Source organism: Bacillus sp. FSL R5-0576 (genome assembly GCF_038004765.1).
GTDB classification, from domain to species: Bacteria; Bacillota; Bacilli; order Bacillales; family Bacillaceae; genus Bacillus; species Bacillus subtilis.
In genome coordinates this window covers 1555217-1571750 of the sequence record NZ_JBBORU010000001.1, presented here as the reverse complement: position 1 = coordinate 1571750, position 16534 = coordinate 1555217, and the positions used below count along the sequence as shown (strand labels likewise).

At 41.3% G+C, this 16534-nt stretch carries 17 protein-coding genes; all 17 read right to left on the bottom strand.

Annotated elements, in window-relative coordinates; translation table 11 throughout:
• Positions 1–6: 6 nt before the first annotated feature.
• The 17 genes from flgD to topA all read right to left on the bottom strand — a co-directional run bounded on the left by flgD (position 7) and on the right by topA (position 16505).
• Positions 7–429: a flagellar hook assembly protein FlgD gene (gene flgD / locus NX903_RS08140; protein WP_014479786.1), complete on the bottom strand. Its 423-nt coding sequence runs from the start codon at positions 427–429 to the stop codon at positions 7–9.
• A complete protein-coding gene (locus tag NX903_RS08135) occupies positions 426–1889 on the bottom strand; it encodes a flagellar hook-length control protein FliK (protein ID WP_086343836.1) in 1464 nt (487 codons plus the stop codon). Before NX903_RS08135 ends, flgD begins: the two co-directional genes overlap by 4 nt.
• A gap of 12 nt (positions 1890–1901) precedes the next feature.
• Positions 1902–2516: a MotE family protein gene (locus tag NX903_RS08130; RefSeq protein WP_003231975.1), complete on the bottom strand. Its 615-nt coding sequence runs from the start codon at positions 2514–2516 to the stop codon at positions 1902–1904.
• Positions 2517–2527: 11 nt separating this feature from the next.
• Positions 2528–2971, bottom strand: coding sequence for a flagellar export protein FliJ (gene fliJ, locus NX903_RS08125; protein ID WP_003231977.1), 444 nt, complete (start codon positions 2969–2971; stop codon positions 2528–2530).
• A gap of 2 nt (positions 2972–2973) precedes the next feature.
• On the bottom strand, positions 2974–4290 hold the full coding sequence (gene fliI / locus NX903_RS08120) for a flagellar protein export ATPase FliI (RefSeq protein ID WP_015715886.1): 1317 nt from the start codon (positions 4288–4290) through the stop codon (positions 2974–2976).
• Positions 4287–5039: a flagellar assembly protein FliH gene (fliH, locus tag NX903_RS08115; RefSeq protein WP_024572494.1), complete on the bottom strand. Its 753-nt coding sequence runs from the start codon at positions 5037–5039 to the stop codon at positions 4287–4289. Before fliH ends, fliI begins: the two co-directional genes overlap by 4 nt.
• Positions 5032–6048: a flagellar motor switch protein FliG gene (gene fliG / locus NX903_RS08110; protein ID WP_003231981.1), complete on the bottom strand. Its 1017-nt coding sequence runs from the start codon at positions 6046–6048 to the stop codon at positions 5032–5034. Before fliG ends, fliH begins: the two co-directional genes overlap by 8 nt.
• Before the next feature lie 12 nt (positions 6049–6060).
• Positions 6061–7671, bottom strand: coding sequence for a flagellar basal-body MS-ring/collar protein FliF (gene fliF / locus NX903_RS08105; protein WP_052476550.1), 1611 nt, complete (start codon positions 7669–7671; stop codon positions 6061–6063).
• 45 nt (positions 7672–7716) lie between these two features.
• Complete coding sequence (fliE, locus tag NX903_RS08100; RefSeq protein ID WP_003238544.1) at positions 7717–8037, bottom strand: flagellar hook-basal body complex protein FliE; 321 nt, start codon at positions 8035–8037, stop codon at positions 7717–7719.
• 10 nt (positions 8038–8047) lie between these two features.
• Positions 8048–8500 carry a flagellar basal body rod protein FlgC gene (flgC, locus tag NX903_RS08095; RefSeq protein WP_014479779.1) on the bottom strand — a complete coding sequence of 151 codons (453 nt, stop codon included), beginning with the start codon at positions 8498–8500 and terminating at the stop codon, positions 8048–8050.
• Positions 8500–8889 carry a flagellar basal body rod protein FlgB gene (gene flgB, locus NX903_RS08090; RefSeq protein ID WP_003245656.1) on the bottom strand — a complete coding sequence of 130 codons (390 nt, stop codon included), beginning with the start codon at positions 8887–8889 and terminating at the stop codon, positions 8500–8502. Before flgB ends, flgC begins: the two co-directional genes overlap by 1 nt.
• A gap of 379 nt (positions 8890–9268) precedes the next feature.
• Positions 9269–10048 carry a GTP-sensing pleiotropic transcriptional regulator CodY gene (gene codY / locus NX903_RS08085; RefSeq protein WP_003220850.1) on the bottom strand — a complete coding sequence of 260 codons (780 nt, stop codon included), beginning with the start codon at positions 10046–10048 and terminating at the stop codon, positions 9269–9271.
• Between the two features lie 39 nt (positions 10049–10087).
• Positions 10088–11461 carry an HslU--HslV peptidase ATPase subunit gene (gene hslU, locus NX903_RS08080; protein WP_052589141.1) on the bottom strand — a complete coding sequence of 458 codons (1374 nt, stop codon included), beginning with the start codon at positions 11459–11461 and terminating at the stop codon, positions 10088–10090.
• A gap of 45 nt (positions 11462–11506) precedes the next feature.
• Positions 11507–12052 (bottom strand): ATP-dependent protease subunit ClpQ, encoded by a 546-nt coding sequence (gene clpQ / locus NX903_RS08075; protein ID WP_003238555.1) that lies wholly within the window; start codon positions 12050–12052, stop codon positions 11507–11509.
• A 12-nt stretch (positions 12053–12064) separates the two neighbouring features.
• Positions 12065–12979 carry a tyrosine recombinase XerC gene (xerC, locus tag NX903_RS08070; RefSeq protein WP_086343835.1) on the bottom strand — a complete coding sequence of 305 codons (915 nt, stop codon included), beginning with the start codon at positions 12977–12979 and terminating at the stop codon, positions 12065–12067.
• A gap of 67 nt (positions 12980–13046) precedes the next feature.
• Positions 13047–14354: an FADH(2)-oxidizing methylenetetrahydrofolate--tRNA-(uracil(54)-C(5))-methyltransferase TrmFO gene (gene trmFO / locus NX903_RS08065; RefSeq protein WP_003244725.1), complete on the bottom strand. Its 1308-nt coding sequence runs from the start codon at positions 14352–14354 to the stop codon at positions 13047–13049.
• Positions 14355–14429: 75 nt separating this feature from the next.
• Positions 14430–16505, bottom strand: a complete 2076-nt coding sequence (gene topA, locus NX903_RS08060) for a type I DNA topoisomerase (RefSeq protein ID WP_003245599.1) — start codon at positions 16503–16505, stop codon at positions 14430–14432.
• Positions 16506–16534: the final 29 nt, after the last annotated feature.

The window sequence follows — 16534 nt, the reverse complement described above, 5'->3', positions numbered from 1 at the left end:
ATGTTTTTATTTAGATGATTGTCCCACAGACATGACATTCGCAGGACTGATCTCGGTCCCATCATCAAGAACGAGATAATAATTTCCTTTAAAATGTTTAACAGAGCTTACTGTGCCTGTTTTATCTGTTGCACTTTTGCCATCAGTCCAAGATACTTCTTTTCCCATCCAATCAACATACGTTGTAAACGGATCTTGGTTTTCAACGAATTGAGTCATTGTCGTATTCAGATTCATCATTTGCTCCAAGCTTGAAAAAGTCGCCATCTGGCTGATAAATTCTTTATCGTCAACCGGGTTAAGCGGATCTTGGTTTTGAACTTGAGTCATTAATATTTTTAAAAACTCGTCTTTCCCCAAGCTGCTGTTGTTCGTCGACACAGTGTTCGTTTTTTCAGGCAGTTTATATTCTGAACTTATAGAAGTCATTCTTCTTCCTCCATTTCAACCATCGACACTTCATCGAGCAGATCGCCAAAATCATTTGATTGCTTTTTCTGTCTTTGCTGTCTCTGCCCCTCTTGCTGCTGTTTCTGTTCATCAGCAAGCTGGCCGTATATCGGCTGATCCCCGCTTTGGACCGGAAGAGTAAAACGGTCAATTTGGACGGCCATATTCGGCAATGATTGCTTCAGCTGAGGAAGATGCTGTTCAAGCAATTCTTTTGCTGATTGGCTAGATGCTATGATTTTACTCTGAAACATTCCATTTTCATTTGTCAGCTTGATTGTGACAAATCCTAAATGTTCAGGGTTCAGCCGAATAGTGAAACTTCCCGTCGATCTGCCGAAAGGCGTATATTTCATCTGCTTCCACGCATTAATCACTTGATCAGCCACCGTTTTTGTTTCGGCATTTGGTATATCAGATGACATCTGCTGCAGATCAAGTGTTTGAACTCCTCCTATGCTCCGATACCCCGAAAACAGCATTTGGAGTCCTGATTTACTATCTATAGGCTGAATACTTCCAGAAACATCCGATGCATTTGTGCTGGATGAACTCTGCGAGAGCGGTGTGAGAACACGCTTCCCAAAGTCTTGTGATGATTCGGATGATTTCGATAACAAGAAGGCTTTCAGCTGGCTTTCAGCTAAACTCCATTCTTTGGTCCCTTTTTGAGGAAGCATAGACATTTGATCCATTAAGCTTTGAAAGCTTTTCAGCTCTGACGCTGTCATCGAGTGAAGTTTTGAACTTGACTCAGCTTTAGTGAATATTTGCTGTTTAAGATCCTGAATTAGTTGTTGAGATACACCCTTCTTTTCTAATGCAGAAAGGAATTGATCTCCATTTTGGTAAATGGCATGAGCTTCATTGCCATTCCCGCGATCAGTCAGCTTATTCCCTTCTACGAGCTGGCTAATGAACATCTGGATATAGATGAGCTCTTTAGCAGCCTCGGATACTTCATTTTCCTGATTTGATTGCTCTGTATCAGACTTCAGTGCTCCATTAATGTCAGAAGCAGAATCATTGGCACTCAGAGCCGTTTTAGCTTCTGAAAAAATTTTCTCCGTTTCTGTGAGCAATTGATCCGTCCCGCCTGACATTTTTGATTCAACTGCTTGCAAAAGATTTTGCAACATTTGCAGAGCATTCGCATCCAATTGCTTCCCTGTCAGTTTGCTTAATGTTTGCAAAAGATCCGCATTTTGTTTGTCTTGAACTTCAGGACTTGCATTTAGCCATTCACCGATCTTTTTAAGCGCATCTGCTAAAAGCTGATCTTCGGAATTAGAAGTTCCCTTTCCTTGTTCTGAAAGTTCCTTCAATCCAGTCTCAGACATAAGCCAGTTTTGAAAAACTCCCTGGCTACTTTTCATGTTTTTAGCGGCAGAACCCGTTGTGGTTTGCAGTAAAGGTCCGGCTAATTCAAGCAGCTTCACCTTTCATTCCCCCTATTCTTGGCTGGCAGCAATTTTTTCTGTATAGGTTGCTGCTTGCTCAGGAGTCATTTTCGCCAATATGTCAGCAAGCTGCTTTTTGCTTAGGCCATTCAATATTTTCAGTGCTTCTTGCTCCTTTAATTGGGCAATAATTTTAGCAGCCTTTCCGCTGTCCATGCTTTTGTACACACTGATCACTTTGTCATTTTCAGAAGAAGCTTTCGAGTCTGCTGATCCTTCAGTATGATCTTCTGATGACTTTTTTTGATCCTCAGCCGTCTTTTCAAGTGAACGGATCTTTTGATTGAGCCTGTCGATTTCTGATTTGCTTGTTTCTAAATCTTTATTCAATATACTGATTTCACTTTTTTGATCCTTAATGGTCTTTTCCAGAGCTGCCGTATTACTGCTATCCTTACTTGATGCTGCGCCTTTTTTATTTTCGGTTTCAGGGACCAATTCTTTAAGAACCGGCGTTTTTGCCGCAGCATCCTGTATCGGCTTTAAGACATTGATACCAGCAGCCCAAAGAACAATCCCCCCTGCGATTAATAGAAACATCAGCGGGAGGATAATGATAAGCAAAACCGAACGGAACTTACCTGATTCTTTCTTTTTGCCGGACATTACATTCGCTCCTAATGGCCTTGAATCATAAACTGCTTAATCGAAATATCGTCCATTTCTTTCATTTCTGCAGCTTTATCTTCAAGAGCAAACATTTTAAACTGTTTTTCACGCATTTTTTCAAACTTTTTCACTTCAATGTTTTTCTCTGTCAAAATTTCTTGTTTTTGATTCATTTGATTTCTTTTCATAATGACAAGCTTTTGATAGTGATAGATCGTATTATCAAGATTTGAGACAAATTGTTGGTAGTGCCTCATTTCCTGTACACTCATGCCGCTTTTTAATTTCTTTTCCTTATTTTGTTCCAGCAATTCTTTTTTGCTCATATTCTCATATAATTTTTCAGCAACGTTTTCAAATTCAGAAACTGATTGCTGATACTCGGATAAGGATTGGTCTTTTTCATTTTCTTTTAGTTCCAGCAGCTTTTGGAATCTAAATTGATAAGCCACGTTTATTCCTCATTTCCTGTCAAACTAGTTAATGCAGCAATGCTTTCTTCCAATAAAGCCGGTTCGTCTGTTCCCTGCTTTAAAAATTGAATAAGCTGCGGATAAAATTGTATCGCTTCATCAATTTCTCTGGATGATCCTCTTTTGTAAGCTCCGATATTAATGAGATCTTCCGAATTTTGATATGTCGATAAAAGTTCACGGAATTTATTTGCCGCATCCAGATGCTGTTTTGTTGAAATGTTTGACATCACCCTGCTGATGCTTTTTAGTACGTTAACTGCAGGAAACTGGCCTTTATTGGCAAGCGCCCTGTCCAACACAATATGTCCATCTAAAATTCCGCGTACGGTATCGGCAATCGGCTCATTCATGTCATCCCCGTCTACCAACACTGTATAAAATGCCGTAATGGTTCCATGCTCGTTTGCACCCGTTCGTTCTAGTAAACGAGGTAAAATAGCGAACACTGAAGGTGTATAGCCTTTTGTCGTCGGAGGCTCCCCAGCAGCCAGTCCAATCTCTCGCTGCGCCATTGCCACCCTTGTAACAGAATCCATCATAAACATGACATTTTGGCCTTTATCTCGGAAATACTCGGCAATGGCAGTCGCTGTATATGCCGCTTTCAATCTCATTAATGCTGGCTGGTCTGAGGTGGCAACGACTACAATCGATCGTTTCAGCCCCTCTTTCCCCAGATCTTTTTCAATAAACTCCCGAACCTCTCGTCCGCGTTCTCCGACAAGTGCAATGACGTTTAAGTCAGCCTCTGTCTGCTTGGCGATCATCCCCATTAAGGTGCTTTTTCCGACACCGCTTCCTGCAAAAATTCCAATCCGCTGGCCTTTACCGACTGTCAGCAAGCTGTCAATTGATCTGACTCCAACACCCATCTTTTCACGGATAGGCGGCCGTTTCATCGGGTTGGGCGGTGATTGCTCCGTTGATACAGGCGAAAGCCCTTTCGGCAGAAGCTTTCCGTCAAGGGGTTCTCCAAAAGCATCGATGACTTGTCCGATCAGTCCGGTTCCAACTTTAACCCGAAGTGATTCCCCAGTAGCTTCTACAATGCTGCCAGGTGCAATGCTCGCAGCCTCTAAATAAGGCATAAGCAAAATATTTTCTTCCTGGAAGCCGACTACCTCAGCTTTAATGACTTTCCCAGATTGTCCTTTTGCATAAATCAGGCACACGTCGCCAATTGAGCTTGCTGGCCCTTTTGATTCAATCATCAGGCCGATTACCCGCTTGACTTTTCCGTACCGTTTATACGAGTCTGTCATTTCTATACAATCTATCAGACTCTGTGTCTTCATTCAGCTGCACCTGCTTCCAGCGCTGTCAGAAGTTTATCTTTCAATTGCATCAATTGTGTGTCAACACTCGCATCTACCCTGCCAAAAGGAGTTTCAATATAACAGGTTCCTTTTTGAGCTTTTTCATCAGCATATATGCCAAGCCGGCATTCTTTATAAAGAAGCTGCTGGATTTCATCTTTTTGCTGAAAGATTGTCTCATAGTAATATGGATCAACATAAATTGATATATCGTCATATTCCTTCACTTCGTTTATAACCTGTTGTACAAGCAGGAGAAAAGCCTCTTTATCATCAGACTTTTGCTGCCAAACTTTTTTTGCTAGGGCAACGGCAAGCTCAACGATTTCTTCATTAGCGTCTTCAAGCTTGTCCTCAACAGCTTTTCTGGACATTTCAGTTATACTGTTTGCTTGGCCGATCAGTTCGGCATACTGTTTCATTGCCTCAGCTTTGCCCAGCGCTACTCCTTGTTCAAAGCCCTCGGTTTTTGCTTCTTCAATAAGCTTCTGTTTTTCAGCCGCCCAATCGTTTTTCTCCTGCTCAATTTGACGGCGAATATTTTCTATATGACTGTTTGCCTGCTCAGAAATCCGGTCAGCTTCCTCTTTCACTCGGGCCATAAGCGCCTCCGGGTTCTCTTCAGCCTGCAAAAGGTGAGAATGATCAATACGCACCTCTTGTATAGAAAGTTTTCTTTTTTCCTTTTGTGGAGAAATAGATGATTCTTGTTTAATGATATTAGACAATAATATCATCCCCTCCGCCTCTTGCTATCACAATTTCACCGGCTTCTTCAAGCTTTCTGACGATGCTTACAATTCTCGATTGTGCTTCTTCTACATCTTTCAAGCGTACAGGGCCCATAAATTCCATTTCTTCTTTGAAGGTTTCAACCATACGCTGTGACATATTGTTGAACACAATTTCTTTGACTTCCTCGCTTGCAACCTTTAATGAAAGGAGCAAATCGTCGTTCTCAACATCGCGAATGACTCTCTGAATTGCACGGTTATCAAGTGTGACAATATCTTCGAAGACAAACATCCGCTTTTTAATCTCTTCAGCAAGATCGGGATCCTGAATTTCCAATGAATCCAAGATCGTCTTCTCTGTCCCTCTGTCTACCCCGTTTAACACTTCCACAACAGCTTCAATTCCGCCTGTTTGTGTATAATCCTGAGTAAATGCAGAAGATAATTTTTGTTCCAGAATCCGTTCTACCTCGTTAATTATTTCTGGAGACGTTCTATCCATGACCGCGATTCTTCTCGCAACCTCAGCCTGCACTTCAGGGTTCAGCTCGGATAAAATTTGCCCGGCCTGCACTGGATCTAAATAAGACAAGATTAACGCCATCGTCTGCGGATGCTCTTGCTGGATAAAATTCAAAATTTGTTCTGGCTCCGCTTTTCTGGCAAAATCAAATGGTTTAACCTGCAAAGAAGAAGTCAGCCTGTTTAGAATGTTCTCCGCCTTATCCTCTCCAAGCGCCTTTTCCAGAACTTGTCTTGCATAGCTTAAACCGCCTTGAGAAATATAATCTTGCGCAATGGCTATATTATGAAATTCTTCTATGATTTCATCCTTTTTTTGATGATCGACGCTTCGAACACCTGATATTTCCAGAGTAAGCCTTTCAATTTCTTCATCGGTTAAGTGCTTATAGACAGAAGCTGACACATCTAACCCCAAGGAAATCATGAGAATGGCTGCTTTTTGTTTTCCTGTAAGCTTATCTTGATCACGTCTCGCCATTTCTAATTCCTCCTAATCCTCGGCCAGCCAGCTTCTCAGCAGTTTTGCAAAATCTTCCGGCTTGTCTTTCGCCATCTTTTCAAGCTGTTTTCGTCTGACTGATTCCGCTGTTTCATTTTCCTCTTCGTTGATATCAGGCAAATTGATTGGTTCTTGAGGAACCTCATACTCATATTCCTCAAATTCATCCTCTTGCGCCCGTTTCTTTCTGATAAGCATAATGATCAGAACAATGATCGCTGCGATTAAAACACCGCCTACAATATATGCCCACAGCGGGATACCTGAGGATTTTTCCGTATTTGTATCCAAATTGACTTTTCCGTCGAATGGCTGTACGGAGACAACAATCTTATTATTGATATCAGCATCAGATAAATTCTGGTTTTGCGTTTCATCTTTATCCAAAGATGTTCTGACTACAGTTGAAAGGATTTTTTGTATATCATCCTGTCTTTCAGTTGATAGCGACGCTGTGTTTTTGGCATCAGGCGGCTCTACCATTACTTGAATCCCTAAATCTCTGACCTTATAAGGACTTTCAGCGATTTCTTTATGAATTCGGTTAACCTCGTAATTGATTTTGTTGCTGTTTTTTTCGTAGTTCCCGCTTTCGGTATTTTCACCGTCAGCCTTATAATTTGTTACATCTTCCTCGCCGGTTCCGGCAGTTCCGCCGTTGGCTGCACCGTCGCCCTGATATGTTTCAGATACCTTTTCAGCGCTGACTGCAATGCCTTCCATGTTTTCTTTATCCACAGGTTCGACAATGTCTTCTGTCCGATTTTCTTTTGTGAAATCAATGTCTGCTGTAACGGAGACAACGACTTTATCTTGGCCCATCATCGTACCAAGAAGTGACTGTACATGTTTTTGAATGTCTTTTTCAACTTGAGACTTAATTCCTTGCTGAGAAGAATAACTATCCGCGTAGGACCCTGCATCACTGTCTGATTTGTCGTAGTATGTAGAATTTTGATCCATGATGACGATGTTATCTTCTTTTAGGTTCGGCACGCTTTTAGATACCAGATGATATAATCCGTTGATCTGGCTTTGATCAAGTGTATAACCCGGTTGAATCTGCAAAACGATTGATGCAGATGCTGCAGATTGCTCTTCACCGATAAACACCGCGTCTTTCGGGAGATTAATCATTACTTTTGAACTTTTAATACCGTCCATTTCATTGATCAAGTTTGACAGTTCTGTCTGTGTAGCTTTTACTTTCACCATATCAAACTCATTGTCTGTCAAACCAAAGCCGGCATTCTGTCCAAAAAATGAATAATCAATTGATCCGGTTTTAGGAAGTCCTTCTGCAGCCATCTGCACTTTCAAAGAATCAACCTGATCCTCCGGAACACTAATCACTGTACCGCCATTCGAAAGTTCGTTTGGCACTTTTTTTGCATCCAATTCTTCTTTGATTTGTCCTGCTTCTTCGGCAGACAAATCTTTGTACAGCGGCGCCATTTTAGAATTTGAAGCAAAAACACTAATAATAATTCCAATAATAATAATTGCCGCTAAAGCACTAACCATTAAAATCTTTTGTAATTTAGATCTATTTTTCCAAAACTCACTCGTTTTGTTTTTCATTTGCATTAGAGTACGATTCATGTTAACCCCCGGTCATTCCACTCTTTCTCTAAATCGTCAGACCCCCTACATTTGCATTCTCATAATCTCCTGATAAGCTTCCACAGCTTTATTGCGGAACTCTGTTGCTGCAGTTAGAGAGATGCTAGCTTTTTGAGCAGCGATCATGACCTCATCAAGATTTACATCTTTTCCTGCAGCCAAGGCATTAGTCATGTTGTCAGAAGCTACTTGGGACTCATTTAACGAACTAATAGAGTTTTTTAAAAGCTCCGAAAAGCTTGTTTGATTTGAAGAATCTGTTTTTTGGCTATTGTTTACTTGATTTGTTGCATTTTGAGTGTTTTGAGTATTTTGAACCTGAAAAGGAGAAATTGCATTAATCACATTCATTCACCTACTTTCCGATTTCTAACGCCTTCATCAGCATTCCCTTTGTGGCATTCATCGCCGTGACATTCGCCTCATATGATCTGGTGCTGCTGACAAGATCAACCATTTCCTTTAATGGATCAACATTAGGCTTTTGTACATATCCATCAGCGTTTGCATCAGGGTCTGTCGGATCATAGACAAGATTAAAATCCGAATCATCCTCTGTAATTTTTGAAACCTTCACACCGTTTCCAGCATTCCCGCTTCCGCTCATTTGAGAATTGAGAATGGAAGAGAACGATTCACCTTTTGACTGAAGGGAGACCATTTTTCTTCTGTAAGGCACCCACTCTCCATTCACCTGCTTAGCTCTTGTCGTATCCATATTTGCTAAGTTAGATGATACAACGTCCATTCTGACTCGCTGAGCTGTTAAAGCCGATGCTGAAACATTTAAGCTATGAAAAGCTGTCATCATTTTCCTCCTGTTAATACGGTCTTCAGCGAATTAAATTTACCGTTCATTCTTTCAACCAAAGCTTGATAGTTGATTTGATTTTGCGCCAATTCTGTCATCTCTTTGTCAACATCAACATTGTTTCCGTTTTGCTGATACGATGTATCTCCGCTCGCAACAATTGAATAATTCGAATCAGTATCAGAAAAATCAACATGACGATAGTCTGTTTTTATCGCTTCAAGACGCGAGGATTCTTGATCTAATAAATTTTGGAAAGAGACTTTTTTTGCCTTATAGTTCGGTGTATCTATATTGGCGATATTATTAGTTATGACTTTTTGCTTAATATCCGCTCTGCTCAAGGCATTTTCAAGATTTTGTATCGTTCCAGAAAATAAGCTCAAATCCACTTACCTCCATTTCAGTTTTTTTCACCCTCAATATCCTTGTCGAGAATTGTAAAACTATATGCTTATTGTAAGAAATAACAGGCATAAAGTCTATGAAGTTCGTGTAAAAAAATGTCCTCACAATTATCTATTTTGTAACTGGGTATAAAGTCCTAGATTGTTAGAACTACATTTCTCGCCTTGATATAAGCCTGAAAATAGCAGAATTTCTGTTTTTTCTCCTTTCTTTTCGGCATTTTTGAAACTTTTTGAAGAAAAATGCAAAATTTATTAAAATTATTACATAGAAAGACTTTCAACCCAGGAAATAAAGCTTATTGATTTCCTTTATTTGAAATAAAAAAAGAACCCTCAAAAAGGGTTCTTTTTGTGATTAATGAGATTTTAGATTTTCTAATTCAATTAGGAATTTGTTGTTTAGTACCTTGATATAAGTACCTTTCATTCCTAATGATCTAGACTCGATAACACCGGCGCTCTCCAGCTTTCTGAGTGCGTTCACAATAACAGAACGGGTAATGCCGACACGGTCAGCAATTTTACTTGCAACAAGAAGACCTTCATTTCCGTCAAGCTCCTCAAAAATGTGCTCAATTGCTTCAAGCTCACTGTAAGAAAGCGAGCTGATAGCCATTTGTACGACAGCTTTGCTTCTTGCTTCCTCTTCAATTTCTTCCGCTTTTTCTCTTAGGATTTCCATTCCGACAACTGTTGCGCCGTATTCAGCTAGAATTAAGTCATCGTCATTGAATTGATCTTGTAAACGTGAAAGAATAAGTGTTCCTAATCTTTCCCCGCCTCCGATGATCGGCACAATTGTTGTTAAACCAGCTTGAAACAGGTCTCTGTTCTCAACAGGGAAAGCAGTATATTCACTATTAATATCCAAGTTAGAAGATGTTTCAGGGACATTAAACAGATTTTTCGTATATTCTTCAGGGAATTGACGATCCTCAAGCATTTTTTTCATACGATCATTTTCAATTTGCTGGTTAATAGAATACCCAAGGAGTTTCCCTCTGCGGCTTACAACGAAAATATTGGAATCAATTACATCCCGCAGCGTCTCCGCCATTTCCTTGAAGTTTACCGGTTTCCCTGCCGCAGCTTGCAGCATGGAGTTAATAATTCTTGTTTTTTGTAATAAAGCCATGATAAATAATCCTCCTAAACATTCCTCATATTAAATTTTTCACAATATAAATTGACTTAAATCTTTGTTTTTGGCTATCGTTCCGAGCTTTTCTTCGACATACTGTGGTGTAATCGTTATTTTCTCCATCGTTACATCTGGAGCTTCAAACGACAAATCTTCTAATAGGCGTTCAAGTATTGTATGAAGGCGTCTCGCACCGATATTATCTGTGTCCTGGTTCACATGATAAGCAACTTCAGCAATCTTATGAATAGCTTCGTCAGAAAATTCAAGAGATATACCTTCTGTCTGCAATAATGCCTGATATTGTTTCAGCAGCGCATTATCCGGCTCAACCAAAATTCTCACGAAGTCGTCTACCGTGAGTTTGTTCAGTTCTACACGAATTGGGAAACGCCCCTGCAGCTCAGGAATCAAATCAGACGGTTTGGCCATATGAAACGCTCCTGCTGCAATAAATAATACATGGTCTGTTTTTACAGAACCATATTTTGTAACAACGGTTGAACCCTCAACAATCGGCAGGATATCCCGCTGAACGCCTTCTCTTGAAACATCGGCAGAAGAAGATGCACCGCCGTTCTTTGCGATTTTATCAATCTCATCAATAAAGATAATCCCGCTCTCTTCTGCTCTCTGAACAGCTTCCTGGCCGACTTCATCCATATCGATGAGTTTGCTTGCTTCTTCATTCGTCAGGACTTTTCTGGCTTCTCTGACTGTCATTTTGCGCCGTTTCTTTTTCTTTGGCATTAATCCGCTCAGCGCATCCTGCATGTTCATACCCATCTGCTCCATACCCGAGCCCTGCAGCATGTCAAACATAGAAGGCTGCTGCTCTTCGACTTCTACTGTTACATAGTAGTCTTCGAGCTCTCCTAAAGCCAGCTGATGCGCCATTCGTTTTCTTTTTTCTTCGATGTTTGCTTCTTCCTGGCTCTCCGCCTCATCTTCACCATTCGGCTGGCTGCCTCCAAAAAACATTTCAAACGGATTTTTAACGCCAGATTGTTTTTTCTTCCCGGGAACTAACAGACGAACAATGCGTTTGTTTGCATTTTCTTCTGCCTGTTCCTTTACTTCATTCATTTTCTCTTCTTTTATAAGCCGAACAGAAGTCTCCACAAGATCTCTGACCATTGATTCAACATCTCTGCCTACATAGCCGACTTCGGTAAATTTAGTAGCTTCAATTTTGATAAATGGCGCACCTGAAAGCTTAGCGATTCGTCTGGCAATTTCAGTTTTCCCGACGCCGGTAGGACCCATCATTAAAATGTTTTTCGGAACGACCTCGTCCTTCAGCTTTTCATCCAGAAGACTTCTTCTATAGCGGTTTCTTAATGCCACGGCGACAGCTTTTTTCGCATTTTGCTGACCGACAATATATTGGTCTAACCGATCTACAATCTGTCTAGGAGTTAACGGTTTTTTTCCATGCGCCTCAAGTCCTTTCTATTCAAGCTCTTCCAGTATGATTTGATCGTTCGTGTAAACACAAATTTCGCCTGCTGTTTCTAACGCGGCTCTGGCAATCTCACTTGCAGACATGCTTTCACCGGCATGCTTTTTCAATGCTCTTCCCGCTGCCAAAGCGTAATTGCCTCCTGATCCAATCGCGAGAATGCCGTCATCTGGTTCGATCACCTCGCCTGTTCCCGATACGAGAAGCAAAGTATCCTGATTCATAACAATCAGCATGGCTTCGAGCTTTCTTAGCACTTTATCGCTGCGCCATTCCTTCGCAAGCTCAACAGCCGCCCGTTTTAAGTTGCCGTTATATTCTTCAAGCTTAGCTTCAAACTTTTCGAATAAAGTGAAAGCGTCTGCAACAGATCCCGCAAAGCCAGCAAGAACTTTGCCGTTAAACAGTTTTCTCACTTTCCGTGCCGTGTGTTTCATGACAACAGCCTGACCAAATGTTACTTGGCCGTCTCCGGACATAGCGCTTCGTCCTTTATGCTGTACGGCAAATATTGTGGTCGCATGAAAAGATGACATAAAGGGCCTCCTTTAATTTTTCTTAAATGCTCTTGGATGGTGAGACATATATGTGTTTCTCAACATTTCCTTCGAAACGTGCGTGTATATCTGTGTAGAAGACAGATTGGAATGCCCGAGCAGTTCTTGAACGCTTCTCAAATCCGCTCCTTCATTTAACAGATGCGTGGCGAACGTATGTCGAAGCATATGCGGATGGATATGTAAAGTGCTTGACGCTTTTTGAACAAGCCCGCTTAAAATATGTCTGATGCCACGGGCTGTAAGCGGTCCGCCTCTTTGATTTACGAATAATAGATCATGAGGTTCTTTTGCCTTCATCAGCAAGCACTGTCTTCCGCTATTCATGTATACCTTCAACGCTTCGCGGGCATAAGACCCAAAGGGGATATAGCGCTGCTTCTTGCCTTTACCGTGAACAAGCACAGTGTCCATAAATAAATCAACGTCGTTAATAGTTATGGAACAGCATTCACTGACCCTCATTCCGGTGGCATAGAGCAGCTCTAACAGCGCTTGATCCCTCATTCCGGCCGGCTGGCTTATATCTGAAACTTCAAACAGCTCCTCAAGCTCTTTTTGATATAGAAACTTCGGTATCCGTTTCTCCTGTTTTGGCAGATGAACAAGCTGAAACGGATTTTCTTCAATAAGCTTTTCCCGTATCAGAAACTTATAAAAGCTTCTTAATGCAGATATCTTTTTGCTTATTGTTCTTCTCGATAAACCTTTTTCATAGGCTTCTGTCAAAAAAATCCTAGTATCTTGATATGCAGCTTCTTCAAATCCATTTATACCTTGAACGCGCAGGAAAGTCTCGAATTCTTCAATTGAATCCACATAATTCACAATAGTATATTGTGAATAATTTTTTTCAATTTGTAAATATTCAACGAATAACTTTACGAAATTCTTAACATTCTCCATGCCTAATACCTCCCCAGGAAGGGCTTTTAAATGGTATCACAAATCGCGCTCAGGTTGCAATCAATACCTATATTGTTTTCGAAATTGTTTGAATTGTTTCAATCGCACGGTTCGCGTATTGTTCATTTCGTTCTTTTTTATTTTTAATTTTAACTGGCAATTCTTTTAAAAGCCCAAAGTTTGCATTCATCGGCTGGAAGTTCTTCTGGTTTGTTGTTGTAATATAATGTGCCATACTGCCAATTGCTGTTTCCTGAGGGAAGATCACAAGCTCTTCTCCCAATACAAGCTTCGCCGCATTAATGCCTGCTACAAGTCCTGAGGCAGCTGATTCCACATATCCTTCTACTCCCGTCATTTGGCCTGCAAAGAACAGATCACTGCGGTTTTTAAATTGATAAGTCGGCTTTAACAGGCTTGGAGAGTTAATAAATGTGTTTCTGTGCATCACGCCATATCTGACGATTTCTACATTTTCAAGTCCTGGAATCAACTTGAGAACTTCCTTTTGGTCTCCCCATTTTAAATGAGTCTGGAATCCTACAATATTATAAAGTGTTCCCGCAGCATCATCCTGTCTGAGCTGAACGACGGCATAAGGGCGTTTTCCTGTAACAGGATGCTCTAGACCAACCGGTTTCATCGGACCGAAAAGCATTGTTTTCTTACCCCGTTTTGCCATGACTTCAATCGGCATGCAGCCTTCAAAGAAAATCTCTTTTTCAAATTCTTTTAACGGCACTGTTTCTGCTGATGTTAATGCTTCATGAAAACGGTCAAACTCTTCTTCTGTCATCGGGCAGTTCAAATATGCTGCTTCACCTTTATCATAACGGGATTTCAGGTACACTTTATCCATATCAAGGCTGTCTTTTTCTACAATTGGCGCCGCTGCGTCATAAAAATATAAATAGTCCTCTCCAGTCAACTCCTTCAGCTGGGCAGACAGCGATTCAGATGTTAACGGACCCGTTGCGATGATAGTAGGGCCTTCAGGAATTTCAGTCACTTCTTCATTAATAACGGTTACGTTTGGATGATTTTTCACCCGATTTGTCACACTTGCGGCAAATTCATGACGGTCTACTGCAAGAGCGCCCCCGGCAGGCACCGAACATTCGTCAGCCGCAGCGATAATGGCTGAATCAAGCGCACGCATTTCTTCCTTTAATACACCGACAGCGTTAGCAAGTGTATTAGAGCGAAGAGAATTGCTGCAGACAAGCTCTGCAAATTTATCTGTATGGTGCGCAGGCGTTTGTTTAACTGGCCGCATTTCATACAATTTGACTTGAATCCCCCGTTTGGCAAGCTGCCATGCTGCTTCACTTCCTGCGAGTCCGGCTCCGATTACATTCACTGTTTGTTGGTTCATCTTTCACATCTCCTAGTTTATTATTCAAGGCCTTCTTTTAACACACAAAGAAGGTGAGCAAGACCCTGCTCACCGCTACTTCTGTGGTTCTTCCTTATAATCGCATTCCACGCATTGGACTTGTATGCCTTTTTTGAGTTTTTTCTCGACGAGCATTTTTCCGCATTTAGGGCATTTTCGTTCAATTGGTTTGTCCCATGATACGAATTCACAGTCCGGATAACGGTCACAGCCGTAAAACACCCGTTTCTTTTTCGATTTTCGCTCAACAATGTTTCCTTCTCCGCAGCTCGGGCACTTCACACCGATTTGTTTCACAATCGGTTTCGTGTTCCGGCAGTCAGGGAAGTTGGAGCAAGCTAAGAATTTACCGTATCGTCCCATTTTATATACCATTGGAGAACTGCACAATTCACAATCCTCTCCAGCATACTCTGGTTCAATCTCAACTTCCTTCATTTCCGATTCGGCTTTTTTGACGCGTTTTTCAAAATCGGTGTAGAAATTATCGATAATCTTGACCCATTCGGTATTTCCTTCTTCAACATGATCAAGATCTCTCTCCATTTTAGCTGTAAACTCAACGTTAATGATCTCAGGGAAAAACTCCATGATCAAGTCAAGAACGATCTGACCTAATTCAGTCGGAACGAAACGTTTATTATCCAATGCCACGTAGCCGCGCCGCTGAATAGTATCAAGTGTCGGAGCATATGTGGATGGACGGCCGATACCGCGTTCTTCAAGGGTTTTAACAAGCCGGGCCTCAGTATATCGCGGAGGCGGCTGGGTAAAATGCTGCTCAGGTTCTATATCTTTTGATAATACCGTGTCGCCTTCTTGTAAGTCAGGCAGCATCCGGTCTTTTTCTTCCATTTGATCGTCTTTTCCTTCAACATACACCTTCATAAACCCGGAAAACTTGACTTTACTTCCATTTGCACGAAATGTCAAACCGTTGTTTGTCAGGTCGACACTCATTGTATCGAGAACAGCCGGTGCCATTTGGCTGGCAACAAAACGCTCCCAAATTAATTTATACAGTCTCATTTGGTCTCTGCCGAGGACTGCTTTTAATTCACTTGGTTTTCTAAGAACTGATGTCGGCCGAATTGCTTCGTGGGCATCCTGGGCATTTTCATTCTTTTTCGCAGGCTTCCGTTTTCCGCCTAGGAACTCTTTTCCATAAGTCTGATCAATAAATGCAGCTGCTTCATCAACAGCCGTATTTGAAATACGGGTTGAATCCGTTCTCATATACGTGATCAGACCAACCGTTCCTTCTCTTCCTAAATCAATTCCTTCATATAATTGCTGTGCAATCATCATCGTTTTCTTCGCTCTGAAATTGAGCTTGCGAGCCGCTTCCTGCTGCAGGGTAGAAGTGGTAAAAGGCAAAGCAGGATTACGTTTGCGTTCCTTTTTGGTTACTTTTTCAACTGTATATTGATTCCCTTTGAGCTGAGAAAGAATCTCTTTTACATCGGCTTCACTATTTAAAGGAAGTTTTTTGCCGTTTTTCCCGAAAAAGCTCGCTTCAAAGGTTTCTTGACCTTTTAAGAACGTACCGTCAATTGTCCAATATTCCTCAGGCTTAAAGTCGTTAATCTCTTTTTCACGGTCAATAATCAAACGGAGGGCAACGGATTGCACGCGTCCTGCGCTAAGCCCTTTTTTGACTTTTTTCCATAAGATTGGACTGATTTTATATCCGACAAGTCTGTCTAAAATACGTCTCGCTTGCTGTGCATCCACTAAATCCATATTGATCATGCGGGGATGCTTAAACGATTCCTTAATAGCGTCTTTTGTAATTTCGTTAAACACCACACGGCAGTCTGAGTTGAGATCTAAATCAAGACTGTGTGCCAAATGCCATGCAATCGCTTCCCCTTCTCTGTCGGGGTCGGCTGCGAGATACACTTTTTTGGCTTTTTTCGCAGCCGTTTTCAGCTCTTTTAATACCGGGCCTTTACCTCGAATGGTAATATATTTCGGTTCAAAATTCTGTTCTATGTCAACTCCCATTTGACTTTTTGGAAGATCCCGGACATGTCCCATTGATGCTTTTACTTTATATTTTTTACCTAAGTAACGTTCAATCGTTTTCGCCTTAGCGGGCGATTCCACGATGACTAGATAATCAGACATTTTCATCCCCCTCAAGAGGTGTTCTCTCT

What these genes read in the sequence shown, in the direction of transcription:
- flgD (WP_014479786.1), bottom strand. Translation starts at nt 429, where the DNA reads ATGACTTCTATAAGTTCAGAATATAAACTGCCTGAAAAAACGAACACT.
- NX903_RS08130 (WP_003231975.1), bottom strand. Translation starts at nt 2,516, where the DNA reads ATGTCCGGCAAAAAGAAAGAATCAGGTAAGTTCCGTTCGGTTTTGCTT.
- fliI (WP_015715886.1), bottom strand. Translation starts at nt 4,290, where the DNA reads ATGAAGACACAGAGTCTGATAGATTGTATAGAAATGACAGACTCGTAT.
- fliG (WP_003231981.1), bottom strand. Translation starts at nt 6,048, where the DNA reads ATGGCGAGACGTGATCAAGATAAGCTTACAGGAAAACAAAAAGCAGCC.
- fliF (WP_052476550.1), bottom strand. Translation starts at nt 7,671, where the DNA reads ATGAATCGTACTCTAATGCAAATGAAAAACAAAACGAGTGAGTTTTGG.
- flgC (WP_014479779.1), bottom strand. Translation starts at nt 8,500, where the DNA reads ATGACAGCTTTTCATAGCTTAAATGTTTCAGCATCGGCTTTAACAGCT.
- codY (WP_003220850.1), bottom strand. Translation starts at nt 10,048, where the DNA reads ATGGCTTTATTACAAAAAACAAGAATTATTAACTCCATGCTGCAAGCT.
- clpQ (WP_003238555.1), bottom strand. Translation starts at nt 12,052, where the DNA reads ATGTCATCTTTTCATGCGACCACAATATTTGCCGTACAGCATAAAGGA.
- xerC (WP_086343835.1), bottom strand. Translation starts at nt 12,979, where the DNA reads ATGGAGAATGTTAAGAATTTCGTAAAGTTATTCGTTGAATATTTACAA.
- trmFO (WP_003244725.1), bottom strand. Translation starts at nt 14,354, where the DNA reads ATGAACCAACAAACAGTGAATGTAATCGGAGCCGGACTCGCAGGAAGT.
- topA (WP_003245599.1), bottom strand. Translation starts at nt 16,505, where the DNA reads ATGTCTGATTATCTAGTCATCGTGGAATCGCCCGCTAAGGCGAAAACG.